This is a genomic window from Streptomyces sp. SAI-170, from assembly GCF_049739565.1.
Taxonomy (GTDB): domain Bacteria; phylum Actinomycetota; class Actinomycetes; order Streptomycetales; family Streptomycetaceae; genus Streptomyces.
This window is the reverse complement of the sequence record NZ_JBMGQD010000001.1, coordinates 740,875-763,982: the sequence shown is the minus strand read 5'-3', so window position 1 is coordinate 763,982 and position 23,108 is coordinate 740,875. Positions and strand designations below refer to the sequence as shown.

The following is a 23,108-nucleotide window of genomic DNA, read 5'->3' as shown; positions in this document are numbered from 1 at the left end:
GAAGGCCGCAAAATGAAGCCATGGACGCCGAACTCGCCCAGATCCTCGACGGCATCGGACCCCGGCTGCGCGCCCTGCGGCGCGACCGAGGCCTCACCCTGGAGGCACTGGCGCAGGACACCGGCATCTCCGTGAGCACGCTCTCCCGTCTGGAGTCCGGCATCCGGCGCCCCACCCTCGACCTGCTGATCCCGCTGGCGCGGGCCCACCGCGTGGCCCTGGACCAGCTCGTCGCCGCCCCGGCCACCGGCGACCCACGGGTGCACCTGCGCCCCCACCGCAAGGACCGCGGCAGCGTCCTGGTGCCCCTCACGCAGTACCCGGGCCGAGTCCAGGTCTTCAAGCAGGTGCTCGCCCCGCGCGAACCGAAGCTCGTCACCCACGCCGGCTACGAGTGGCTCTACGTCCTCGCCGGCCGGCTCCGTCTCATCCTCGGCGACTCCGACGTCACGCTGCGGCCGGGCGAGGTCGCCGAGTTCGACACGGGCGAACCCCACTGGTTCGGGCCCGCGGGCGACAGCGCGGTCGAGATCCTCCATCTGTTCGGCCCGCACGGCGACCAGGCCGTCGTGCGTACCGGCCCGGAGGCCGGCTCATGAGAAGAGCGTCGGTGCTCGGTGACCGGCTCATGAGCGGGGCCTCGGTGCGCGGTGTGCGAGGATCGGGCGCCATGATCCACGGACCTCGCGCGAGACGCGCCGCCGCACGGGCCCTCGCCGTCTCCGCCCTGGCGGCGCAGACCGCGTGCGGGGTCCTCGGGGGCGACACCCACCCGTGCACCCTGATCGGCTCGCCGTCGGGCATAGGCGTCGAGATCGCCCCGAGCCTCGCCCGTACGGCGGCCGCGGCCGACCTCACCACCTGCTGGGACGCCATGTGCAGAACCACCGGGCTGCGCCTGCGCGAGGACCCCGCGCCCGTCGCCGACGACCCCGTGATGACCACGAAGTCCCCCACCCCGCCCGCCGCCGAGCCGACGCAGCGGCCCGTGCGGCCCGGCTTCGCCGAGCTGGACGACCTCCCGGCCGGGCCCGTCCGCATCACGCTGGAGCTGAGGGACGACCGGGGCCGTACGGTCCTGAAGCGCCGTACGACCGTCACCGCGCAGGTCACCTACCCCAACGGCCGCGACTGCTCGCCCGGCGGCCGTCAGGCGCAGGTGGCCCTCACCCCGGCGGGAGCCCTGGTCCCGCGCTGACGTGCGGCCCCGTTATCGTCGTCGGCCATGGGGCTGGACATCACCGTGCTGATCGCCGACTGGTCGTGGCTGAGCGAGGTGCCGGCCGGGCAGCGCCTGGAACGCCTAAGGGACGCCTGGTACGACGACGGGACAGGCCTGTGGGACGCCGACGCGCCCTTGGTGGACGCCGGTTGGGTCCGGCCACGGGGTGTGGCCGGCGAGCGTTTCGCCGTGTACGAGTTCGCGCGCACCTGCGGTTCGTTCAAGCCCCACTTCTGGGCCGGACACCGGTGGGAGGCGTTCCGCGACCAGGTCGGCGAGCCGGTGCGGGCCGGTGTGGACGCCTTGCTGCTCGGGCTCTTCTGGCCCGGCCCGGACGGTCTGTCGGAGCCGACCGACCCGGAGGTCTTCGGCGACGGCCCCTCCCACCGCGGCCTGCTGCTGTCCCGGTCGCCCGACGGCGTGCGAGAACTGGCCGCGATCTGGGAGCGGACCCGGCCCGCCCTCGCCGGCCTGGAAGGGGCCTTCACCGCACACGCCGCCGAGCCCGACGGCTGGATCGGTGACTTCGGGGCGTTCCGGGACCTGCTGGAGGGCTGGGGGACCGTCGTCACCGAGGCGGCGGCGAGAAGCTGGGCACTGGTGGGACTGAGCGAGTAGGGCTTGTGCCAGGCCCTGTGCGGCCAGTGCTCAGGGCCTAGGACCTGTCTTCCGGATCATGCCGGCGTCGCGGGGTCTGGCACGCACATCTGCCGCGTTGTCGTCGGTTGCCGACGCTCCGCGTCGACGCCCTCCTCCGCCTTGCAGCTGCACGCACCAGACCCCGCTCGACCCGGCCAAGAAGCCCATGTCCCTTATGGCCGGCCTGATCCGGAAGACAGGCCCTAGCCCTCGGCCCCGGTACGGCGTACGGCTTGTCTGACGTCTGCCTCGACCTGGTTGCGGGCCGTGCCCTGGTCCTTGGCGTACTCGGTGACCGCCTCCTGGACGTCGCGGGCCAGCTCGCGCCAGGCGCGCCAGGCGGTCTCGTACACCTCCGTCTGATGCTCGGGCCACGGGTTGTGCGCGGGCGGGCCGTACTGGTCGCGCAGCTCCTCGACCCGGGCGTGCGCCTGGTCGGCCGCGCGCTGCTTCTCGATCAGCTCTTCGAAGGTGTGCGCCACTTTGTGATCGTAAGAAGCGCGGGCCGTTCGCGCGCGGCGAGAATATGCCGTGGGTTGCATGACCATGCAGGAGGATGCATACTCTTCCTATGTCCAAGGTCCTCACTTCCCTTCCGGCCGGCGAACGCGTCGGTATCGCCTTCTCCGGCGGCCTCGACACCTCGGTCGCCGTCGCGTGGATGCGCGACAAGGGTGCCGTCCCGTGCACCTACACCGCCGACATCGGCCAGTACGACGAACCCGACATCGCCTCGGTGCCGGGCCGCGCGAAGACCTACGGCGCCGAGATCGCGCGCCTGGTCGACTGCCGTGCGGCGCTCGTCGAGGAGGGCCTGGCCGCGCTCGCCTGCGGCGCGTTCCACATCCGCTCGGGCGGACGGGCGTACTTCAACACCACGCCGCTCGGCCGCGCCGTCACCGGCACCCTGCTGGTGCGGGCGATGCTCGAGGACGACGTGCAGATCTGGGGCGACGGCTCCACGTACAAGGGCAACGACATCGAGCGGTTCTACCGCTACGGCCTGCTCGCCAACCCGCACCTGCGGATCTACAAGCCCTGGCTGGACTCGACCTTCGTGACCGAGCTGGGCGGCCGCAAGGAGATGTCGGAGTGGCTGCTGGCCCACGACCTCCCCTACCGCGACAGCCCGGAGAAGGCCTACTCCACCGACGCCAACATCTGGGGCGCCACCCACGAGGCCAAGACCCTGGAGCACCTGGACACCGGCGTCGAGACCGTCCAGCCGATCATGGGCGTACGGTTCTGGGACCCCGCCGTGGAGATCGCCACCGAGGACGTGACGATCGGCTTCGAGCAGGGCCGCCCGGTGACGATCAACGGCAAGGAGTTCGCCTCCGCCGTCGACCTCGTCCTGGAGGCCAACGCCATCGGCGGCCGGCACGGACTGGGCATGTCCGACCAGATCGAGAACCGCATCATCGAGGCCAAGAGCCGCGGCATCTACGAGGCCCCGGGCATGGCCCTGCTGCACGCCGCCTACGAGCGCCTGGTCAACGCGATCCACAACGAGGACACCCTCGCCCAGTACCAGATCGAGGGCCGTCGCCTCGGCCGCCTGATGTACGAGGGCCGCTGGCTGGACCCGCAGGCGCTGATGATCCGCGAGTCCCTCCAGCGCTGGGTCGGCGCGGCCGTCACCGGCGAGGTGACCCTGCGGCTGCGGCGCGGCGAGGACTACTCGATCCTCGACACCACGGGCCCCGCGTTCAGCTACCACCCCGACAAGCTGTCGATGGAGCGCACCGAGGACTCGGCCTTCGGCCCCTCGGACCGCATCGGCCAGCTCACCATGCGCAACCTCGACATCGCCGACTCGCGCGCCCGCCTCGAGCAGTACGCCGGCCTCGGCCTGATCGGCGCCGCCGGTCCCGCCGTCGGTGCCGCGCAGGCGGCCGCGACCGGCCTGATCGGCGCGATGCCCGAGGGCGGCGCCGAGGCCATCGCCTCCCGCGGCGAGGTCTCCGAGGAGGACGAGGCGCTGGACCGCGCCGCGATCGAGTCCGGCACGGACTGACCGGACGCCTGAGGACACGGGCGGGGCGGACCGGCACCACGAGTGCCGGTCCGCCCCGTCCGTTTCTGCCTGTCCCTCCCGGTCAGACGCGCTGCCACAGCGCCGGCACGTTCGGCGGCTCCCAGCCCGTCTGCGCCTGGTGGCCCTGGAGACAGCGGTACGTCGCGCCGCCGTAGGTCACCGTGTCGCCCGCCTGGTAGGCAGTCCCGGCCGACCAGGTGCCGCCCGGCTCACCCGGGTCACCGGGGTCGCCCGGGTCGCTTCCGGTCGTCTTCAGCGTCAGGCCGTACGCCTGGAGGATCGGGTTGACCGGCTGGAAGAACGTCGTCCCGCCGGACGTGCAGTTGCCCGAGCCGCCCGAGGTGACGCCCTGTGCCTGACTGCCGGAGACGAACGAGCCGCCCGAGTCGCCCGGTTCGGCGCACACCGACGTACGGGTGACACCGGAGACGGTGCCCTCCTGGTAGGTCACGCTGGTGTTGTGCTGCTGGACCGTGCCGCAGTGCCAGCCGGTCGTCGAGCCGGAGCGGCACACCGACGCGCCCACGGGCGCCTGGACGGAACCGGCGACCTGCACGCCGGAGCCATTGACGTACGGGGTCGCCGTCCAGCTGGAGTTGGCGGCCACCCAGGCCATGTCGTTGCCCGGGAAGACCGACGCCTGGAACGTGCCCTGCGCGACCCGGTTGGAGCCGGACGTGGTCGTGCCCGCGCGGCCGCAGTGACCGGCCGTGGCGAAGCCCTGCTGCGTGCCCCGGGTCACCGGGAAGCCGATCGAGCAACGGCCGCCGCTGCCCATGTAGTACGCGTCTCCGCCGCGCAGGTCGTACAGCGGACGCGGCCGCTCCGCCGACACCTCCACGCGGCCCTCGACTCCGGCCGCAGCCAGCAGGGCACGCCCCGCCTCGGCCCGCACGGCCTGCACCACCAGGAAGTTGGTGCGGACATCGACGTACCAGACGGGTGTGTCCGGGGTGGCGTGCCGGGCCGCCGCCCGGTCCAGGCGTGCCTTGGCCTCGTCCAGGGCCGCGAGGGAACGCCGTACGACGACCGCGTTTGCGCCCTGCGCCTCGATCGCGGGCACGTCGGCGGCGTCCGTCGTGGCCACCGTCAGCGTGGCCGACTCCGCGCCGCGCACCCAGGCGCCCGCGAAGTCCCCGCCCAGAGCGGCCCGCAGCCGGCCGGCGGTGGCGCCGGCCTCGGCCTCGTTGGCGAGGCGGCGCTCGGCCTGCCGCCGGTCGAGGCCGAGGTCGCGCTCCATGGCGCGCAGCAGTGCGGGCGGGGCGTCGGCCGTACGGAGGGTCGCCGCGGCGGGTTCGGGCCGCGCGCTCGCGGTGCCGCTGAGCCCGGACACGAGCAGGGCAGCCGTCGCCGCCGCGGCCGCGCGGACGGCTCTGGCATGGGGTCGGAGCATGGGGAGGTCTCCTCGGAGTCGGTGGGCGGTGCCGAAACCGTAGGGACGCGCGACCGGCCCCGGTAAGACATCGTTCGACCCCCTGCCCCGGTGTTATGGAACGCGGGTCGCCTCCCGGCCTGCCAGCCAGTCCGCGTAACTCCCGCTGCGCGCCGCCGCGACGGCATGCGCGGCACGGGCCTGCGCCAGCACGGTCGCCGCGGCGTCCGGCCGCCCGGCCGCCGGGTGCCGGCCCAGCAGATGCCGCCACAGCAGGGGCGTACCGGCCAGCGGACGAGTGGTGACACCGGGAGTCGGCGGGAAGACGGCCCGGCACAACCCCACCGCGCGGCCCACCTGCACGAGATGGACGACGGACGCGGTGTCCGTCTCGTACATCCGGCGCGGTGTGAACCCGGCACGGGCGCAGGCCGCGGTGAAGCAGTCCGCGAAGCAGCCGTCCCCGGGCACACACGCCCACTCCTGGTCCGCCAGCGCGGCCAGCTCCAGCTCTCCCCGGCCCCCGGCCAGCGGATGGCCGTCGGCGAGCATCACGAACACCGGGTCGACGGCGACCTCCTGCCACACCAGCTCCGCTCTGCCCGGGGGAGCGGCCGAACCGCAGGTGCCGGTCAGCGCGAAGTCCAGCCGCCCCTCGGTCAGCAGCTCCGCCAGCTCCCGCTCCGACCAGGAGGCACACGTGGTCACCGTCGCGTGCGGCACGGCGTCCGCGAGCCGGTCCACCAGCGCCCCCAGCAGCGGCCCGTGCGTCCCTCCGAGCCGCAGCCGCTGCGGAGCCCGCCGCTCTCCCTGGGAGAACCGCACCGCCTCCCGCTGCAACTCGCTCACCGCGGGCAGCACGAGCTGCGCCCGGTCCAGCACCAGTTCCCCCAGCGCGGTCGCCCGCACCCCGAACCGCCCCCGCTCGAACAACGCCCCGCCCAGTGCCCGCTCGATCCGCCGGAGCTGCGCGCTGAGCGCGGGCTGCGCGAGGCCGAGCTCCGACGCCGCCCGCGTCAGACTCCCCGCGTCGGCGATCGCCCGGACGGTCCTCAGATGCCGCAACTCCAGCTCCATGGGGGGAGCTTGAAGCGTGAACGGGACGACGGCAAGGGGTTGGTACGGACCAGGGGGTCTACATGAGGCCGGCCTCCCGGAGCCGGGCGCGCGTCGGCCAGTGCAGCTCGCGGCCGACACGGGCGGAGAGCTGCACGGCGAGTCGCGCCTCGTGCCTGGCGTCCTGGCCCAGCCCGTACTCCTTGAGAGTCAGGGCGAGAGCCACCCCGGCGGACACCTGACCCTCCTGGTCGCCCGCGTCGACGGCCGCCTCCTTCGCCTCGGTGGCGACGTCCAGCGCCTCCGACACGTCGCCGATGGCCAGCAGACTGTAGGCGAGGAGGGTCTTGGCCCGGGACACCCCGGGCAGGTCGAGGTCCGCCGCGAACAGCTCGGCCGCCCGCCGTGCCTCGTCCGCGGCCAGATGGTGATGGCGCAGCGCGGTGTGTGCCGCGGACAGGTTCACATGCGTACGGGCCAGATCCCTGCGTCGGTGCACGCCCTGATACACGCTGATCGCCTTCTGGTAGAGGTCGATCGCCGCCTGGTAGTGACCTGATTTGTGACGCAGCTCGGCGAAACGGCTCAGCGTCGCCGCGATGTGCTCGGGGGAGTCGAGGAGTCGCCACGCCGCCACGGAAAGGCGCTGGGCCCGTGCGAGATGGTCCGCCGGAGTGCGCAGCTGCCGGCGCAGGGACACCACCGTGTTGGCCGTGTCGAACGCGATCGCCGTGAGCACACGGCAGACCTGCTCACGCCGCGACCGCTCGGCACCCGCGGAGCGCTCCAACGGTTCCAGGGCGGCCTCGATACGGTCGAGAGCGGCGACGACCCGCTCCCGCCGCACCCAGTGCCGGGCCTTGACGAGGTGCGTGTGGGCCTCCAGAAGGGCGTCACCATGCAGCCGCGCCAGACGCAGCGCGTCCTTCAGGGGCTCCGTCACCAGCGACTGCTCGAGGTCCACCGCGGACGCCGTACCGGCGATCTCGAACAGGAGCGGTACCACGGCGAGCTGCTCCGCCCGCGCCAGACCGGACGAGACCCGCTGGGCCGTCCGCCACAGATCGGTGAGCTCGTCGTGAGCCGCGCCCAGGTCGTTCTCCAGCGTCCATTGCAGCGCGCCCACGTCCAGGTCCAGGAGCAGCTCCGCCGCCGTGCCCGGCTCCGCCCCGCCGACCTGTGCCCCCAGCTCCCACGCCCGCCCCGCCAGGGACCACAGCGTGCTGTCGGCGTCGGACGACGCGGACGCCACGTCGGCGATCCGGCGGGCCGTCTCCTCGAGGTCGTGCAACTGGCCTCGGAACCGGTGAAGTTGAACGAATCCCTCCAGGATGCGCAGCGCGGCGTCCACGTCGTCGAAGGTCACCCCCACCCCGACCGCGGCCTGGAGGTTGGGCTGCTCCCGGTCGAACCACGCGAGCGCGCTCTGCACGGCCGGGGAGTCCGGGTCCGGTGCGCTGTCCAGCACCTGCGCGGCGGCCGCCGCCCTGACCGCGTAGTGATCCAGCAGCCGTTCCGCCGGACCGAGTTGGTCGTCCCGGTTCTTCGCCATCAGCTCGATGGCGTAGTCACGGATGAGGTCGTGCTGCCGCCAGGCGCCCGCGCCGACGTGCTCGATCATGTGCGCCCGGCCCAGCTCGTGCAGCAGGGGACGCGCCTCGGACCCGGTGAGCCCGAGGAGCCGGGCGGCGGTCTCGATCCCGAAGTGGGGGCCGGGGTTGAGCGGCAGCAGCCGGAACAGACGGGCCGGGTCGGGCGGCAGCCGGTGGTACGACAGGTCGAAGGCGGCCCGCACGGCGCGCTCCCCGTCGTCGAGCACGTCGAGCCTGCTGTGCGCCCGCTCCAGGTCGTCCGCCAGCTCGCCGGGCCCCAGCCCGGGGGCGCCCGCCAGCAGGGCCGTGGCGATGTGCAGCGCCAGCGGCAGATGCCCGCACAGGTCGCACAGCCGCACCAGGCCCGCCCGGTCGTCGTGGACGCGGGAGTCCCACGCCGACAGCTGCTCCAGCTGCTGCCTGACCAGTCTCAGCGAGTCGGCGCCCGCGAGCGTCCTGAGGTCCAGGGTGCGTGAGCCCCGGACGGCCAGCGTGTGCCGTGACGTGATCAGCACCCGGTGCCGGCGGGACCGCGGCAGCAGGGAGGCGATCTGCTCGCTGGTGGAGGCGTTGTCCAGGACGAGCAGGACGCTGCGGCCCCGCTCCGCGAGGTCGTCGAGCAGCCGGTGGTACTGCACCGCCTGGTGCTGCGGGGCGACCGTGTCCGCGGCTCCTTCGTCCAGCGCGTGCAGCAGGGGGCCGTACATCTGCTCCGGCCGCACCCGTTGCTCGGGCTGGAGGGCATAGCCGTTGAGGTCGACGAAGACCGCGCCGCCGGGGAACCAGCCGCGGGACACCGCCTCGGCGGCACCGACCCGGGCCAGCGCGGTCTTGCCGATCCCGGCGAGCCCCGCCACGGCCGACACCACCACCATCGCGGACGCCTCGTGCGTGGGGTCCAGCACACCGAGGACGGACTCCACCTCGGTGTCCCGGCCGACGAAGACCTCCCCGACCGCCTCCGCGGCCGGCTGCACGCGCTCCACCACGACCACCGCGTCGGGCACCTGCGCATGGTGGTGCACCTCGGTGATCCGCACGTCGTGCCCGGCCTGGACGACCCTGCCGCCCGAGGTCGCGAGGGCGGACAGCCGTACCGCGTCGGCGTGCGCGCGGCCGTCGGATCTGTCGGGCGACGCCACCGGCCGCTCCGTCAGCGCCCGCTGATGTTGATGTCGCGGCCGGACTGGTAGACACTGCCACCGTCGGTCGCACTGGCGTGCATCCGGATCGTGCCGACCGCCGGCGCGGGCGGCGCGGAGTCGAGGCGCTGGGTCAGCCGGTGCAGTTCCCGGGTCAGTTCCTCGGTGCGCGCGGTGTCGGCGAGCAGCAGCTCCAGCAGCCTGCGCTGCCACAGCGCGGTCAGCTCACCGGCGTCCGCCGGGGCGTCGTCCGCCAGCAGGACCGTGCGGGCCTCGGCCAGCTCGTCGTCCACCGCCGGTGCCTCCTCGGGGCGGACCCGCCGCCACACCGAGACCACCCCGGTGCGCGCCTGCTGCCACGCGTCCGTGGCCATCGCGGCGACAAGCGCCGACCCCGCCAGCTGTGCGACCGTACTCGGATCCATGCCCCACCCCCGTGCCGCTCCTACGTCACTGCCTGCCAACCCAGCCTAGATCGAGGCGAGTTGGGTGTCAGTCGGTTGCGCCGAGGCGGCTTTCAGCGTTCGAGTTCGTCCGCCAGGAGGTCCATCAGCAGGCCGTCGTGCCAGGTGCCATCGGCGCCGCGTTCGTACTGGCGCATGATGCCGACGGGGCGGAAGCCGACCTTGGTGTAGCAGCGGATCGCCGGTGCGTTGTCGGCGGCCGGGTCGATGACGAGCCGGTGGTGGCCGCGGTCGTCGACGAGATGGCGGGCGAGGGTGCGGACCGCGTCGGTGCCCAGGCCCCTGCCGTGGACGGCGGGGTCGAGGAAGAGGTCGATGCCGGCGTGCCGGTACTCCGGGTCGTCCTCGGCGTACCACTGGATGAGGCCCACGATGCGGCCCTCGGCCTCGACGGTGAGGACGTGCGTGCCGGGGTCGGCCAGGTCCTCGGCGACCTCCGCCGCCAGGTCGTCGCCGCCTCGCCACCGGGCGCGCACCTCGGGGGTGGCGCGGATGGCCGCCAGGGCCGGGACGTCGTCCTCGGTCGCGGGACGCAGGACGACGTGGGTGCCATGCAGGACCGTCATGGCAGGACCCTACCCGGGGGGATGCGGTGTCCGGATGTGACAGAAGACCGTCATTGCGGTCGTGGGCGGGGCGGCCGACCATGGAGACATGTCCACGAACCGCCGAGTCGTCATCGCCGTCTTCCCCGATGTCGACCTCCTCGACGTCACCGGCCCGGCCGAGGTGTTCGCGCTGGCCAACCGGGAGACCGGCGGCCGGGCGGGCTACGCCGTGCAGCTCGCGGCGCCCACCCGCGGCCCGGTGACGACCTCGGCGGGCGTACGGCTGGTCGCGGACCTCGCGTTCGACGACGTCGACGGTGGGCTGGACACCCTCCTGGTGCCCGGTGCGGTGGACGTGCTGCCGGAAGGGCCCGTCGCGCGCATCGACGAGGACGTCGTCGCGTGGGTCAAGCGGGTCGCGCCCGAGGCACGGCGGGTGGCGTCGGTGCGCGTGGGCGCGCATGTGCTCGCCGCGGCCGGACTGCTGGACGGCCGGACCGCCACCACGCACTGGTCGACGGCCGCGCAACTGGCCGCCGAGCACCCGGAGGTGACCGTCGACCCCGACCCCATCTTCGTACGGAGCGGGTCGGTGTGGACCGGGGCGGGCATCAGCGCCTGCATGGACCTCGCGCTGGCGCTGGTCGCCGAGGACCTCGGTGAGGAGGTCGCGCTCGCGGTGGCCCGGCAGTTGGTGATGTACCTCAAACGCCAGGGCGGGCAGAGCCAGTTCTCCGTCCCGCTGAGCCGGCCCCCGGCCGCCCGCCGGGACATCGACGAACTGCGCCTGCACATCTCCGACCACCTCGACGGCGACCTGTCGGCCTCGGCGCTCGCGGCGCGGATGTGCCTGAGCGAGCGCCACTTCGCCCGGGTCTTCCGCCAGGAGACCGGCACCACACCGGCCGCCTACGTCGAGGCCGCCCGGGTCGAGGCGGCCCGCCGGCTGCTGGAGAGCACCGACCAGCCTCTCGACGAGGTCGCCGCCGCCTGCGGACTGGGCTCGGTGGAGACCCTCCACCGGGCGCTGCGCAAGCAGCTCGGCACGACCCCGGCCGCCTACCGCCGCCGCTTCCGCACCAACGGCTGAGCGGCGGCCCCCACCTCACACGGGCGTTCACTGTGCCCGTTCTCTCAACCCCCTTATGACCAAGGAGCTTTGCCATGCCCGTTTCCAGCACCCTGCGTGACGTCATCGGTCTCGACGGCCGGCTGCCCCGGCTGGCCGACGCCACCGTCGTCCTGATCGACTACCAGAACACCTACCTCACCGGCGTGATGGCCCTCGAAGGCGCGGACGAGGCCCTCGCCGCCGGTGCCCGGCTGCTGGCCGCCGCTCGCGCGGCCGGTGCCCGGGTCGTCCACGTCGTCAACGACGGCGGCCCGGACACTCCTTACGACATCCGCGCCGAGATCGGCGCCATCAGCCCCGAGGTCGCCCCCGCCGACGGTGAGCCCGTGGTGGTCAAGCAGTTCCCCGACGCCTTCCGCGACACCGACCTGGAGAAGACCCTGCGCGAACTCGGCGCGGGCGAGGACCTGGTGCTGGCCGGCTTCATGACCCACATGTGCGTCACCTTCACCGCCCAGGGCGCGTTCGCCCAGGGCTACCGGCCCGCCGTCGTCGCCGAGGCCTGCGCCACCCGGTCGCTGGCCGCACCCGACGGCACCGTCGTCCCCGCGGCCGACCTCCACACCGCCGCCCTCACCACCATCGGCGACCTCTTCGGCACGGTCGCCCGCACGGTGGACGACCTCACCCGGCCCTGATTACCGGAGTCTTACGGCGCCGCCGCGGCGGTTTCGCGCGGGCGCGGCGGCGTGTTGGCTGGGCACATCGGGGGAGCGGCCGACGCACGGCCTTCCCGCCCAGTCCCCGCAGGAGGGTCCCGGTGTCCCGCGTGTCCCGTCGTACGGCCGTCTTCGCCGCCCTGGTGGCCGCGGTCGCCGCCGCCGTCGTGCTGTATCTCTTCCAGCCCTGGAAGGCGTTCACCGACACCAGGGTGGAGGAGGCGCTGCCGACGGCGGTCGGCCCCGCGAGGAAGGAAGCGGCGCCGAAGCAGGACATCGTGCCCGAGAACCTCGCAGAGGGCACCTTCGTCACCCACGAGCACGACACCAGCGGCACCGCCCGTACGATCCGGCTCGCCGACGGCGCCCGGCTGCTGCGCCTGGAGGACCTCAGGACCTCCGACGGCCCCGACGTACGCGTCTACCTCTCCACCCGGGACGCCGACGAGGTGCGCTCGGGGCTCGGTGACGGGGCGGTCGAGCTCGGGGAGCTCAAGGGAAACCTGGGCGACCAGAACTACACCGTCCCGGCCGGTACCGACCTGTCCGGGTTCCGCAGCGCGGTGCTGTGGTGCAAGCGCTTCTCGGTCTCCTTCGGCGCCGCCGACCTCACCCCCGTGGCGGGCTGACGGACTCCCGGACTCCGGTGTTCCAGATCACCGTGTGAGGGAGGAGCGGGTGGGGCAAGGATGTTCCCTGCTGTGCGAATGACACTTGTGGGGGAATCCTTGAGCGTGTGTGTGATCGGTGCCGGGCTGTCCGGGCTGGCCGTCATGCGGTCCCTTCGGGAACGGGGCATCGACCATGTGTGCCTCGAGAAGGCCTCGGACGTGGGCGGGATCTGGCGGCAGCCGCAGGCGGGTGAGCGCGGGCCCGGCTACCTGGCGCTGCACCTGAACTCGGCCAAGGAACTGACCGCCTACACCGGTTTCCCGATGCCGGACTCCCTGCCTCTCTACCCCCGGCACAGCGACATGGCGGCGTATCTGCGCTCCTTCGCCGCATGGGCCGGCGTGCAGGACCGGATCGAGCTGCGCACCGAGGTGCTGTCGGTGCGTCAGGAGGCGGACGGGCGCTGGACGGTGGTCAGCCGGGACGCCGAAGGCGTGGAGATGCCGCGGCAGTTCGACCACGTGGTCGTCGCCTCGGGGCACAACACCGAGGCCCACCTGCCCGATCCGCTGCCCTCCGGCGCCGACTCCTTCGGCGGCAAGATCCTGCACGCCCTCGACTACCACGACGGCCGGGACTTCGACGGGCAGCGCGTGGTCGTCGTGGGACTTGGCGCGTCGGCCGTGGACATCGCGGCCGATCTGTCCCGGCACGCGGCACGGACCGTGCTGTCGGTGCGGCGGGGGCTGCACATCGTGCCCAAGCAGCTCTTCGGCATGACGCTCGATCAGATAGCCAACGCCCCCTGGTGGACCCGGATGACGCTGCCGGAGCAGCGGCGGTTCGTGGAGCAGGCGCTGCTGGTCGCGCGAGGCAGGCTGGCCGACTACGGGCTGCCCGAGCCCGATCACCCGATCTTCGCCTCGGCGGTGACGATCTCCGACGAGATCCTCAGCCGGATACGCCATGGCGCCGTGTTCCCTCGGCCCGCGATCGACTCCCTGGCCGGTAGCGAGGTCCGCTTCACAGACGGAAGCGTGGAGGAGGCCGACGCCATCGTCTACTGCACGGGCTACCGCATGGCGTTTCCGTTCCTGCCCGCGGGCTCTCCGGCGGGGCCGCGCGGCTCGGTCGAACTGTACAAGCGCGTCGTGGCCCCCGACCTGCCCGGTCTGTACTTCGTCGGTCTGGTGCGGCCGGTCGGCACCATCACCCGGCTCGTGGAGGCGCAGAGCCAGTGGGTGGCCCGGATCGTGGGCGGTGACGCCCGTCTGCCGTCGCCGGAGGTGATGCGGGAGGAGATCGCCGCGCACCTCGGCGGGATCGCCCAGCGGTACGGGGAGAGCGAGGGCACCTCCCTCCAGGTCGACGTGGTGCCCTATCTGCGGCAGCTGAGCGAGGACGGGTGAACCCGGCCCTGCCGCGCGGGGTGCGGGCGACGCTGGCCGCACCCTCGGCTCGGGGCCCCGGACAGCGGGTCAGAGGACCAGCGCGGCGCTTCGGACCGGCACGCGCAGCGGCGGACGTACCGCGTACGCCTCCGAGGACAGGTAGGCCGTGAGCCGCGGCGGACGGTCCTGCTGGTGGACCAGTGCGAGATACGCGATGAGCCCGATGCCCTCCTCGGGCAGGCGTGAGGTCACGGCGGGCAGCGCCCCGAGCAGCGGCGCGGGGTCCACACCGTGTCGGCAGAGCACGGTCACGGCCCGCTCCAGGGCCTCGCCGTCGTGCCGGACGTAGTCCCGCACCGGGATGTGCAGGGTGAACCCGCTCGGCTGCCGTGTCATCGAGCCGGTGAAGGCGTGGCAGGTCAGCACGGGGCGCCCGGTGAGGGGTACGGCGTCCTCCGAGCCCGAGGGATCGAGTCCGGCCACCGTGCGGAAGAACTCCGTGAGCGCGGCGGGCGTGGGCCCGTCCGGCATCCGGGACAGGCCGGCCGCCTCCGTCGCCGACAGGCCGTCGTGCCGGAGGTAGACCTTGGCCCTGGGCGTCTCCCAGTCGCCGAGGTCCAGGGCGAGGAAGGGGAAGCCGTCCGCGGGGGGCAGGGCCGAGAACGCCTCGGCGTGGCCGAGCCGTCGCATGGCCTCCCGGACCGTGGCGAAGGAACGCTTTCTCCCCGAGGCGGCGGGGTTGAGGTACACCTTGACCTTGGGCACCCCGCCGGGGCACAGCTCCAGCGCGAGCCACAGTGCCAGCGGGCCCTTGGGGCGGTCGGGGAAGAACAGGTCCTCCAGCTCGTCGAGCCGGTCGGTGGAGAAGTCCCAGGTCCTGGCCATGTCACGCACCAGCCGCAGGCCGGTGCGGCCGTTGCCCGCGAGACCGTCCGCGCCGCATCCCGGGTCCAGCAGCACGCGCAGCGTCGGCGCGCCTCCCGGCACGAACGCGAAGGAGTACTCGACAGGCGTGTGGTCGTCGGACAGGAACGTCGGATACGGCGGCGGCTCGTCGAGACGCCGTGCGGCCACGGGGCCGAGCGCGTCGATGAGGACGTCCACATAGGTGGCGACGTCTCCCGGAGCGAGCCCGGCGATGTCGCACAGCCGCACCAACTGCCGTGCCGCGAAGTAGCCGAGTGCCGGGGAGGGAAGGGAGCTCCGACTGCCCCTCATCGGCGCCCCCGGGGGGCGCCGCAGTGCGCGCCCGGCCCGGTGAGGGCCCTGGGCGCAAGAAGATACCCGCCGGTGAGGGCGGGTATCTTCCCCTGCTGTCTTCGAATGTGACCTCTTGCGCTGCGGCTGTGGGTACGCCGTCCCCATCCGGGTGGGCGAACTCGCGCGGAGCCGACGGTTATTCGGGACACGAACCTTCCTTCGACCGGAAACCGATACGGAAGCGATGGTTACCCTTCCGCTCAGAGGTTCATGCGGTCGTACGGGACTGGTGCGTGTCGTGTGACCTACGTCCTCAGGGTGTCTACTTGGCCAGCCAGTTCAGGAACTGACTCCACAGCCCCGCTCGCCGAGGTGCCGCGTCCGTGGCCCGAGGCGCCGCTGCCTCCGCCACCCGGGCGGCGGGCTGCCGAACCGGCTGCAGGGGGGTGAAGCGGGCCGGCAGCGTGACCAGTGCCCGGGTGAAGGGGCCCGGACGCCAGGTCAGACTGTCCTCGGGGACGGCGAGTTCGATGTCGGGCAGCCGGTTGAACAGATACTCGACCGCCGTGACGGTGACGTGCCGCGCGGTCTCCTTGGAGGGGCAGGCGTGCGGACCCGCGCTCCAGGCGAGGTGGGCACGGTTGCTGCCCGCCTGCCGTGCCTGCGTGAGTGCGGGGCCGGTGTTGGCGGCCGCGAAGCTCACCAGGACCAGTTCGCCCGCCGCCAGCTCCCGGCCCGCGAACTCGATGTCCGACGCGGGGTAGTGAGCCGCGTAGTTGGAGATCGGCGGGTTCTCCCACAGCGTGTCGTCGACGGCCTCCTCGATCAGCCCGCCCCCGTGCGCGTACCGGTCGTGCGTGAGCAGACGGTGGAGGGTGTTGCCGATCAGGTTGCGCAGCGGCTCGGCACCAGCGCCCAGAAGCAGCGCCAGCTGGTGGACCATCTCCTGGTCGGTGAGCCCTGCCTCGTGCCCCATCAGCCAGGAGGTGACGTCGTCGCCGGGCCGGTCCCGCTTGAGCGCGATGAGCTCCCCCGCGGCCTGGAACAGGACCTCGGTCGCCTTCGCCGCGTTGATGCCGTCGAACATGCCGGAGATGCCGAACAGGACGCGGTCGCCGATGTCCGCGGGGCAGCCGAAGAGTTCGTTGAACACGAACAGCGGCAGCTGTTTGGCGTAGTCGCTCAGCAGGTCCGCCGAACCCCGTCCGCCGAACTGGGCGATGAGGTAGTCGGCCGCCTGCTCGGCGGTGCGGGTGATCCGGCGCGCGTCGATGCGCGCCATGCTGTCCGTGACGGCCTGCCGCAGCCGCAGATGCTCGGCGCCGTCGGTGAACATGCAGTTGCTGCGGTGGGCGAGCGCCGGCACGACCGGGCTGTCGGCGGGGATCTTGCCGTCGTTGAGGTCCCGCCAGCGGCGCGCGTCCTTGCGGAACGAGCCGGAGTCCTGCAGGAGCTGGAGCGCCGACTGGTAGTCGGTGACGAGGGTCGCCTCCACCCCCGGAGCGAGTTCGACGGGCGCGGCGGGCCCGTAGTGGCGCAGATACGTGTAGTACGCCTGCGGATCGGCCGCGAACTCGGGCCCGTACAGGGGCACTCGGCCACCGGAGCCGTGCGCCGGGCACCCGGGCGGCGGCACGGGGGCGGGGGAACGGTCGTCCATGTGCTTGCTCCTAGGAGGCGCGGTCCAGCAGATAGCGGACCAGAGTGATCAGTGCTTGGGCCGACGACTGCTCGTCGCGCGCGTCGCAGGTGACGACCGGGGTGTCGTCGAGCAGGTCCAGCGCCTCGCGCAGGGCGCGCTCCTCTCGCAGGGGCGTGCTGTCGAAGTGGTTGACGGCGATGGCGTAGTCGAGGCCGTAGCTCTCGATCAGGTCGATCACCGGGAAGGAGTCCGCGAGCCGCTCGGGGTCCACCAGCACCAGGGCTCCCAGCGCGCCCCGGGCCATGTCCTCCCACATCTGCACGAAGCGCTGCTGGCCGGGTGTGCCGAACAGGTAGAGCACGACCCGGTCGCTGATGGTGAGGCGCCCGAAGTCCATGGCGACCGTGGTGGTGGTCTTGCCGGAGACTCCCTTGAGGTCGTCGACGGACTCGGCGGCCCGGGTCATCGTCTCCTCGGTGGTGAGCGGGACGATCTCCGAGATCGAGCCGATGAACGTGGTCTTGCCCACCGCGAAATGCCCGACGACCAGGATCTTCACGGCCGTCTGCTGCGCTCCGCCGCGGACGTAGGCCCGTTCATCCAAACTTGGCCCTGAGACCATGCAGCACCTCCTCCAGGATCTGCAGATCGGCGACGGGAGCGCGCTCGACCGGCGGGCGGGTGAGGAGATAGCCGCCCTCGACGAGCGAGGACAGGACGATCTTCACGACACCCAGGGGGAAACGGGTGTGCCCCGCGATCTCGGCGACCGAGAGATAGCCGGCGGAGCAGATGTCGAGAAGCTGCTGCTCCTCGGGCGACAGGCGGGTGGGCCGCTGCTGGTGGTCCTCGGCCGCCGTGACCAAAGTGATCAGCGAGAGCTGCTGTTCATCGGGTAAGCCCCGACCGCGGGTGATGACATACGGCCGGACGAGTTCGGCGGCCTCCGGCTCCCACGCGTCCGCCCCGCTCATGACGAGGCACCGAGGTTCTCGCGGGGCGGTGTCGTCAGCGCCTTGCCCAGCTGGCCGACGAGCTGCTGCATCCGGAAGGTGATGTCGGCCATGTCGACGTCAGGGGTGGCCGAGACACCGAGGTAGGCGCCTTCGCCGGCGGATATCAGGAACACCCAGCCGCCGTCGAACTCCACCAGCGTCTGCCGCCACTTCTGGTTGTCACCCTCGCAGAAGAACCCCAGCGACCGGCTGAGCGACTGCACCCCGCTCATCGCGGCGGCCACCCGGTCCGCGTCGTCCTTGTCGAAGTCCTTCGTCCGCGCCATCAACAGACCGTCGGCGGAGATCAGGACCGCGTGCAGGGCGCCGGGAATCTCCAGGGCGCTGTCGAGCATCCATGCCAGATCGTCGTTCACGAGACCTCATGTCCTTCAGTGCCTGCACCAGGTGTGCCGTTCGTCGGCTCCGCGCGGTCCGCGTCCGGGGTCGTGGCGCGACCGGACTGCGTACCCCGCTGGAACGCACCCATGATCGCCGCGGTCTCCGCGTGCGAGCGGGCCGGGGCGGGGGAAGCCGGGGCGCTGCCCGGCACGATCGTCATCGGCCGCTTGCGGCGCCGCTTGGGCAGACCGTCGGCCGTCGCGGCGAGGGGCGCGGCGGCCTCGGGGCCACCGCGGGCGAGCCCGGTGGCGGCCGGGGCGCTCGACGCGGGCACGCGCTTCTCCGGCGTGCTGGTGAGCAGTTCGTGGGGGAGGAGGAGGACGGCGCGGACACCGCCGTAGGGTGAGCTGGAGTCCACCGACACCTCGAAGCCGAAGCGTTCGGCGAGCACACCGACCACCGCGAAGCCGAACTGCGGCGGATTGCCGAGCGCGGAGACTCCGGAGACCCGCTCGGTCGAGAGCAGCTTGGTCGCCCGGGCGCGCTCCTCGTCGTTCATGCCGACGCCCGCGTCGTCGACGACGATGCAGATGCCCTTCGGCACGGTCCGGATGTTGATCTCGACGACGCTGTCCGGGCTGGAATAGCTGGTGGCGTTGTCGAGGAGTTCGGCCAGGGCCAGGGCGACCGGTTCCACGGCGCGGCTGGTGAGGGCGAAGTCCACCTGCGACAGAATTTCCACCCGCCGGTAGTGGCGGATCCGGCCCTGCGCGCTGCGCACCACGTCGTAAACCGAGGCGACATCGCGCTGCCGGCCCAGCCAGCCGTCGCAGAGCACCGCAATGGACTGGGCGCGGCGGCCGAACTGGGAATTGGTGTGGTCGATTTCCAGGAGGTCCTGGAGAATCGCCGATTCGCCGTACTTGTTCTGCAGTCCCGAGATGACCAGTTGCTGTTCCGCGGCGAGACCCTGAAGGGTGCGCATCGCGGATTTCAGAACCGTCTTCGTCGCTTCCTCGGCCTGCTCCTGAGCCGCCTGCACGGATTTCGCGTAGTCGGTCTCCAGCTCGGAGTAATGGACCCTCAGTCCGTCGACGTCCTGCCGCAGGGACTTGGCCGCTCTGCGCTGGCGGACAAAGGCGGCGACCGCGACGAGGGTGGTGACGAGGAGAGCCCACACCAGTGGGTTCTGTATGTACGTCATAAGACTCTCTTCAGGCCCGACGGTCAGATGGTTGAATCTCCGCCAATGCGGGGGTGAACCAGCGGTGCGCCTATCCGAACCGCACTCCGCAAGTGCGGGGTGATCGTATCACCACAGGAAGTTATGACGTTCCGTCAATACCCTTGCAGGGTCGGTGTATTGGCGTGTAATCCGGGAAAGCCGCGCTTGTGCGGCGGTCGGGGGTGATTCCGGACGATCACCCCCGAAAGCGTGCCCCGGACAGCAGAACTCCCCGCCCGGGCAGCCCTGGACGGGGAGTTCGAACGATCAGCGGCTCAGCCTGCGGCGAGCAGCTCCAGCGTGTCGATGACGCGGTTGGAGAAGCCCCACTCGTTGTCGTACCAGGCGACCACCTTGACGTGGCGCCCGTCGACCCGGGTGAGCTCGGAGTCGAAGATCGACGAGGCCGGGTTGCCGGTGATGTCGGCCGACACCAGCGGGTCCTGCGAGTACTCCAGAATCCCGGCCAGCGGCCCCTCGGCGGCCTTGCGGTAGGCGTCCAGCACCTCCTCGCGCGTGACGTCCCGGGCGACGGTCGTGTTCAGCTCGACGATCGAGCCCACCGGCACCGGCACCCGGATCGAGTCGCCGGACAGCTTGCCGTCCAGGCCCGGCAGCACCAGGCCGATCGCCTTCGCGGCGCCCGTCGTGGTGGGCACGATGTTCACACCGGCGGCACGGGCGCGGCGCGGGTCGCGGTGCGGGCCGTCCTGGAGGTTCTGCTCCTGGGTGTAGGCGTGCACGGTCGTCATGAAGCCGTGCTCGATGCCCGCCAGCTCGTCCAGCACCGCGGCCAGCGGGGCGAGCGCGTTCGTCGTGCAGGAGGCGTTGGAGACGACGGTGTGCAGCTCGGCGTCGTACGCGTCCGTGTTCACCCCGTACGCCAGCGTCACGTCGGCACCGTCCGACGGCGCGCCCACCAGCACCTTCTTCGCGCCCGCGTCGATGTGCGCCCGGGCCGCCTTCGCCGAGGTGAACCGGCCCGTCGCCTCCAGCACGAGATCCACGCCCAGCTCGGCCCACGGCAGCTGCGCCGGCTCACGCTCGGCCAGCACCTTGATGCGCCGGCCGTCCACGACGAGGGTGTCGCCGTCGACGCTCACCGGACGGCCCAGGCGCCCGGCCGTGGTGTCGAAGGCGAGCAGCCGCGCCAGCGTGGCGGGCTCGGTCAGGTCGTTGACGGCGACGATCTCCAGGGCGCTGTCGCGCTCCAGCAGGGCGCGCAGCACATTGCGGCCGATGCGGCCGAAACCGTTGATGGCGATGCGGGTCATGAGTGGTGTCCCTCGGTCCTTGTCTTGTCCCTTGGTGCGTCACCAGCCTCGCGCGCGGCGCCCGCGCATGACCCGGGCGAGAGCGCCATGGTCCGCAAGGATCGCGCCAACGCCTGCGAGGCGGCGTCACTCGCCCCGGGTGAAGGTCCGCCGGTACTCGCTCGGCGTCGTCCCGAGCACCCGCTGGAAGTGCATCCTCAGATTGGCCCCGGTCCCCAGCCCCACGTCGCCCGCGATCTGCTCGACACTGCGTCCGGAGCGCTCCAGCAGCTCCCGCGCCCGGTCGATCCGGGCCCGCATCACCCACTGCATCGGCGTGTACCCGGTGTCCTCGACGAAGCGCCGCGAGAACGTCCGCGCAGACACCGCCGCGTGCCGGGCGAGGGTCTCCAGCGTGAGCGGCTCGTCCAGCCGGCGCAGCGCCCACTCGCGCGTGGCGGCGAACTTCTCCCCGAGCGGCTCGGGCACCGTCCGCGGCACGTACTGCGCCTGCCCGCCGCTGCGGTACGGCGCCGCGACCAGGCGTCGGGCCGCGTGATTGGAGGCGGCCACCCCTAGATCGCCGCGCAGGATGTGCAGGCACAGATCGATGCCGGACGCGGCCCCCGCCGAGGTCAGCACGCTGCCCTCGTCCACGAACAGCACGTTCTCGTCGACCTCGACCAGCGGATGCCGCTCGGCGAGCGCCCGTGTGTAGTGCCAGTGCGTCGTGGCCCGCCGCCCGTCCAGCAGCCCCGTCGCGGCCAGCGCGAACGCCCCCGTGGAGATCGCCGCGAGCCGCGCACCCCGCTCGTGCGCCGCGATCAGCGCCTCCACCACCGCCGCCGGAGGGTCCTCACGGTCCGGGAACCGGTAGCCCGGCACGAACACCACATCGGCCCAGCCGAGCGCGTCCAGCCCGTCCGCCACGTGGTACGACAGCCCGTCCCCGCCGGTGACAAGACCCGGCTCCGCTCCGCACACCCGCACCTCGTACGGCATGCTCGCCCGGGTCGTGAACACCTGCGCCGGGATGCCCACGTCCAGCGGCTTCGCCCCTTCGAGCACGAGGACGGCGACACGGCGCAGACGGGAGGAGGACGACACACGCCCAGCGTACGAGGCCTACGCACCCCCGGATCTCAGCTCAGGTACGCCAGCCCCGGATGTACCGCGCGGTAGGAGTCGACGAGCCGTCGCGCCACCTCCACCGAGTCGACCAGCGGGTGGAGGGCGAAGGCCTTCACGGCCGCGGCCCGTGAACCCGACGCGGCCGCAGCCAGCGCCTCGCGCTCGACCGCCTTCACCGCGCACACCAGGCCCGTCGCATGGGTGGGCAGCGGCGAGACGGCCACCGGGTGGGCGCCGTTGCCGTCGACCAGACAGGGCACCTCGATGACCGCGTCCTCGTCGAGGACGGACAGCGTCGAGCGGTTGCGGACGTTGAGGATCAGCGTCGTGCGCTCGTCGCGGGCGATGGCCCGCATCAGCGCGAGCGCCACCTGCTCGTAGCCGCCCGACTCCGTCAGCGACGCCTCGTCGCGCTCGCCGGCGCCCGCCGCCTCCCGGTTCTCCGCCATGTACGTCGCCTCCCGCTCGGCCCGGGTGGCGTCCCAGGTCGCCAGCGCGGGCGCGGCCGGGTCGCGCATCCGGTCGTAGAAACGGGCCTGCTGCTCGCGCAGGAACGCCCCGCGTGTCTGCGGGACCTCCTGATACGCCTTCACCGTCTCGCGGTTGAAGTAGTAGTAGTGCAGATACTCGTTGGGGATCGCGCCCAGCGACTGGATCCACTCCGGGCCGAAGAGCTTGCCCTCCTCGAAGCTGCCGAGCAGTTCGCGGTCCGCGAGCAGCCGCGGGAGTTCGTCGCGGCCGTCGATGCGCAGACCCCGCAGCCAGCCCAGGTGGTTGAGGCCGACATAGTCGATCCACGCCTCCTCGGGCCGGGCCGCCCCCAGCGCCCGGGCCACCCGGCGGCCGAGGCCCACGGGGGAGTCGCAGATGCCGATGACCCGGTCGCCGAGGCGCCGGGACATGGCCTCGGTGACCAGCCCGGCCGGGTTGGTGAAGTTGATGAACCACGCCTGCGGGGCGAGCGCGGCGACCCGCCGGGCGATGTGGTCCACGACCGGCAGCGTGCGCAGCCCGTACGCGATGCCGCCCGCGCCGACCGTCTCCTGGCCGAGCACGCCCTCGGCGAGCGCCACGCGTTCGTCCGCAGCCCGGCCCTCCAGACCGCCGACCCGGATCGCGGAGAACACGAAGTCCGCGCCCTTCAGGGCCTCGTCGAGGTCGGTGGTGACGGACACCCGTGGCGCGTCCGGGTGCTCCGCGGCCTGTTCGGCCAGCACCCGGGCGATCGCGGACAGCCGCGCCGCGTCGAGGTCGAACAGGGTCACCTGCGTGACCCGGCCCTCGGCGTGGTCGCCGAGCAGAGCGCCGTACACGAGCGGTACGCGGAAACCCCCGCCGCCCAGGATGGTCAGTTTCACGCTGCGACAGTACCGGAGGCGTCTGACATCGACGGAGCGCGGGGAAAATGGGATACCAAAATTTGCCACACTCTCTGAGGAGATGGTGTGCAGAC

Annotated in this window: 23 protein-coding genes; 8 read left to right on the top strand and 15 right to left on the bottom strand. The window is 72.4% G+C overall.

What is annotated here, in order from left to right; translation table 11 throughout:
• Positions 1–20: 20 nt before the first annotated feature.
• From RKD23_RS03450 to RKD23_RS03440, 3 genes are all read left to right on the top strand, one after another.
• Entirely contained in the window at positions 21–599 is a 579-nt protein-coding gene (locus tag RKD23_RS03450) for a helix-turn-helix domain-containing protein (RefSeq protein ID WP_404041506.1), read from the top strand.
• A gap of 71 nt (positions 600–670) precedes the next feature.
• Positions 671–1,198, top strand: a complete 528-nt coding sequence (locus tag RKD23_RS03445) for a hypothetical protein (RefSeq protein WP_424852230.1) — start codon at positions 671–673, stop codon at positions 1,196–1,198.
• A 27-nt stretch (positions 1,199–1,225) separates the two neighbouring features.
• Positions 1,226–1,840 (top strand): hypothetical protein, encoded by a 615-nt coding sequence (locus RKD23_RS03440; protein ID WP_424852229.1) that lies wholly within the window; start codon positions 1,226–1,228, stop codon positions 1,838–1,840.
• Positions 1,841–2,064: 224 nt separating this feature from the next.
• Here RKD23_RS03440 and RKD23_RS03435 read toward each other — a convergent pair whose 3' ends face one another.
• Positions 2,065–2,343 carry a hypothetical protein gene (locus RKD23_RS03435; RefSeq protein WP_424852228.1) on the bottom strand — a complete coding sequence of 93 codons (279 nt, stop codon included), beginning with the start codon at positions 2,341–2,343 and terminating at the stop codon, positions 2,065–2,067.
• An 89-nt stretch (positions 2,344–2,432) separates the two neighbouring features.
• Here RKD23_RS03435 and argG point away from each other — a divergent pair, with 89 nt between their 5' ends.
• On the top strand, positions 2,433–3,878 hold the full coding sequence (argG, locus tag RKD23_RS03430) for an argininosuccinate synthase (RefSeq protein ID WP_404041499.1): 1,446 nt from the start codon (positions 2,433–2,435) through the stop codon (positions 3,876–3,878).
• 82 nt (positions 3,879–3,960) lie between these two features.
• Here argG and RKD23_RS03425 read toward each other — a convergent pair whose 3' ends face one another.
• The 5 genes from RKD23_RS03425 to RKD23_RS03405 form a co-directional block, all read right to left on the bottom strand.
• Positions 3,961–5,292, bottom strand: a complete 1,332-nt coding sequence (locus RKD23_RS03425) for a carbohydrate-binding protein (RefSeq protein WP_424852227.1) — start codon at positions 5,290–5,292, stop codon at positions 3,961–3,963.
• Between the two features lie 93 nt (positions 5,293–5,385).
• Positions 5,386–6,348: a LysR substrate-binding domain-containing protein gene (locus RKD23_RS03420; protein ID WP_424852226.1), complete on the bottom strand. Its 963-nt coding sequence runs from the start codon at positions 6,346–6,348 to the stop codon at positions 5,386–5,388.
• Between the two features lie 58 nt (positions 6,349–6,406).
• Positions 6,407–9,061, bottom strand: coding sequence for an ATP-binding protein (locus tag RKD23_RS03415; protein ID WP_424852225.1), 2,655 nt, complete (start codon positions 9,059–9,061; stop codon positions 6,407–6,409).
• A gap of 11 nt (positions 9,062–9,072) precedes the next feature.
• A complete protein-coding gene (locus RKD23_RS03410; RefSeq protein ID WP_424852224.1) occupies positions 9,073–9,486 on the bottom strand; it encodes a hypothetical protein in 414 nt (137 codons plus the stop codon).
• Between the two features lie 92 nt (positions 9,487–9,578).
• A complete protein-coding gene (locus RKD23_RS03405) occupies positions 9,579–10,091 on the bottom strand; it encodes a GNAT family N-acetyltransferase (RefSeq protein ID WP_424852223.1) in 513 nt (170 codons plus the stop codon).
• Positions 10,092–10,179: 88 nt separating this feature from the next.
• On the opposite strand from RKD23_RS03405, the gene RKD23_RS03400 reads away from it, so the two are divergent.
• From RKD23_RS03400 to RKD23_RS03385, 4 genes are all read left to right on the top strand, one after another.
• Positions 10,180–11,163: a GlxA family transcriptional regulator gene (locus RKD23_RS03400; protein ID WP_424852222.1), complete on the top strand. Its 984-nt coding sequence runs from the start codon at positions 10,180–10,182 to the stop codon at positions 11,161–11,163.
• Positions 11,164–11,237: 74 nt separating this feature from the next.
• Positions 11,238–11,843: an isochorismatase family protein gene (locus RKD23_RS03395; protein WP_424852221.1), complete on the top strand. Its 606-nt coding sequence runs from the start codon at positions 11,238–11,240 to the stop codon at positions 11,841–11,843.
• Positions 11,844–11,965: 122 nt separating this feature from the next.
• Positions 11,966–12,493, top strand: a complete 528-nt coding sequence (locus RKD23_RS03390; RefSeq protein WP_424852220.1) for a DM13 domain-containing protein — start codon at positions 11,966–11,968, stop codon at positions 12,491–12,493.
• Between the two features lie 99 nt (positions 12,494–12,592).
• Entirely contained in the window at positions 12,593–13,885 is a 1,293-nt protein-coding gene (locus RKD23_RS03385) for a flavin-containing monooxygenase (protein ID WP_424852219.1), read from the top strand.
• 69 nt (positions 13,886–13,954) lie between these two features.
• Here the strand turns inward: RKD23_RS03385 and RKD23_RS03380 are convergent, their stop codons facing one another.
• The 9 genes from RKD23_RS03380 to RKD23_RS03340 all read right to left on the bottom strand — a co-directional run bounded on the left by RKD23_RS03380 (position 13,955) and on the right by RKD23_RS03340 (position 23,013).
• Positions 13,955–15,085 carry a tryptophan dimethylallyltransferase family protein gene (locus tag RKD23_RS03380; protein ID WP_424852218.1) on the bottom strand — a complete coding sequence of 377 codons (1,131 nt, stop codon included), beginning with the start codon at positions 15,083–15,085 and terminating at the stop codon, positions 13,955–13,957.
• 304 nt (positions 15,086–15,389) lie between these two features.
• Positions 15,390–16,727: a cytochrome P450 gene (locus tag RKD23_RS03375; RefSeq protein ID WP_424852217.1), complete on the bottom strand. Its 1,338-nt coding sequence runs from the start codon at positions 16,725–16,727 to the stop codon at positions 15,390–15,392.
• Between the two features lie 10 nt (positions 16,728–16,737).
• On the bottom strand, positions 16,738–17,331 hold the full coding sequence (locus RKD23_RS03370) for a GTP-binding protein (RefSeq protein ID WP_424852216.1): 594 nt from the start codon (positions 17,329–17,331) through the stop codon (positions 16,738–16,740).
• Positions 17,306–17,683 (bottom strand): DUF742 domain-containing protein, encoded by a 378-nt coding sequence (locus RKD23_RS03365; RefSeq protein ID WP_404041480.1) that lies wholly within the window; start codon positions 17,681–17,683, stop codon positions 17,306–17,308. The genes RKD23_RS03370 and RKD23_RS03365 overlap by 26 nt, the downstream gene beginning before the upstream one ends.
• The gene (locus RKD23_RS03360; RefSeq protein WP_424852215.1) at positions 17,680–18,081 is read right to left on the bottom strand and encodes a roadblock/LC7 domain-containing protein; all 402 of its coding nucleotides are present in this window, start codon (positions 18,079–18,081) and stop codon (positions 17,680–17,682) included. The genes RKD23_RS03365 and RKD23_RS03360 overlap by 4 nt, the downstream gene beginning before the upstream one ends.
• A complete protein-coding gene (locus tag RKD23_RS03355; protein ID WP_424852214.1) occupies positions 18,078–19,250 on the bottom strand; it encodes an ATP-binding protein in 1,173 nt (390 codons plus the stop codon). The genes RKD23_RS03360 and RKD23_RS03355 overlap by 4 nt, the downstream gene beginning before the upstream one ends.
• A gap of 296 nt (positions 19,251–19,546) precedes the next feature.
• Positions 19,547–20,545: a type I glyceraldehyde-3-phosphate dehydrogenase gene (gene gap / locus RKD23_RS03350; RefSeq protein WP_424852213.1), complete on the bottom strand. Its 999-nt coding sequence runs from the start codon at positions 20,543–20,545 to the stop codon at positions 19,547–19,549.
• A gap of 126 nt (positions 20,546–20,671) precedes the next feature.
• Complete coding sequence (locus RKD23_RS03345; protein ID WP_424852212.1) at positions 20,672–21,631, bottom strand: GlxA family transcriptional regulator; 960 nt, start codon at positions 21,629–21,631, stop codon at positions 20,672–20,674.
• Between the two features lie 35 nt (positions 21,632–21,666).
• Positions 21,667–23,013, bottom strand: a complete 1,347-nt coding sequence (locus RKD23_RS03340) for a 6-phospho-beta-glucosidase (RefSeq protein WP_424852211.1) — start codon at positions 23,011–23,013, stop codon at positions 21,667–21,669.
• Positions 23,014–23,108: the final 95 nt, after the last annotated feature.

Bases quoted from the DNA above. Each gene is read 5' to 3' on its own strand.
- RKD23_RS03450 (WP_404041506.1), top strand. From the start codon at position 21: ATGGACGCCGAACTCGCCCAGATCCTCGACGGCATCGGACCCCGGCTG.
- RKD23_RS03445 (WP_424852230.1), top strand. From the start codon at position 671: ATGATCCACGGACCTCGCGCGAGACGCGCCGCCGCACGGGCCCTCGCC.
- RKD23_RS03440 (WP_424852229.1), top strand. From the start codon at position 1,226: ATGGGGCTGGACATCACCGTGCTGATCGCCGACTGGTCGTGGCTGAGC.
- argG (WP_404041499.1), top strand. From the start codon at position 2,433: ATGTCCAAGGTCCTCACTTCCCTTCCGGCCGGCGAACGCGTCGGTATC.
- RKD23_RS03425 (WP_424852227.1), bottom strand. From the start codon at position 5,292: ATGCTCCGACCCCATGCCAGAGCCGTCCGCGCGGCCGCGGCGGCGACG.
- RKD23_RS03420 (WP_424852226.1), bottom strand. From the start codon at position 6,348: ATGGAGCTGGAGTTGCGGCATCTGAGGACCGTCCGGGCGATCGCCGAC.
- RKD23_RS03410 (WP_424852224.1), bottom strand. From the start codon at position 9,486: ATGGATCCGAGTACGGTCGCACAGCTGGCGGGGTCGGCGCTTGTCGCC.
- RKD23_RS03405 (WP_424852223.1), bottom strand. From the start codon at position 10,091: ATGACGGTCCTGCATGGCACCCACGTCGTCCTGCGTCCCGCGACCGAG.
- RKD23_RS03400 (WP_424852222.1), top strand. From the start codon at position 10,180: ATGTCCACGAACCGCCGAGTCGTCATCGCCGTCTTCCCCGATGTCGAC.
- RKD23_RS03395 (WP_424852221.1), top strand. From the start codon at position 11,238: ATGCCCGTTTCCAGCACCCTGCGTGACGTCATCGGTCTCGACGGCCGG.
- RKD23_RS03380 (WP_424852218.1), bottom strand. From the start codon at position 15,085: ATGAGGGGCAGTCGGAGCTCCCTTCCCTCCCCGGCACTCGGCTACTTC.
- RKD23_RS03375 (WP_424852217.1), bottom strand. From the start codon at position 16,727: ATGGACGACCGTTCCCCCGCCCCCGTGCCGCCGCCCGGGTGCCCGGCG.
- RKD23_RS03370 (WP_424852216.1), bottom strand. From the start codon at position 17,331: ATGGTCTCAGGGCCAAGTTTGGATGAACGGGCCTACGTCCGCGGCGGA.
- RKD23_RS03365 (WP_404041480.1), bottom strand. From the start codon at position 17,683: ATGAGCGGGGCGGACGCGTGGGAGCCGGAGGCCGCCGAACTCGTCCGG.
- RKD23_RS03355 (WP_424852214.1), bottom strand. From the start codon at position 19,250: ATGACGTACATACAGAACCCACTGGTGTGGGCTCTCCTCGTCACCACC.
- gap (WP_424852213.1), bottom strand. From the start codon at position 20,545: ATGACCCGCATCGCCATCAACGGTTTCGGCCGCATCGGCCGCAATGTG.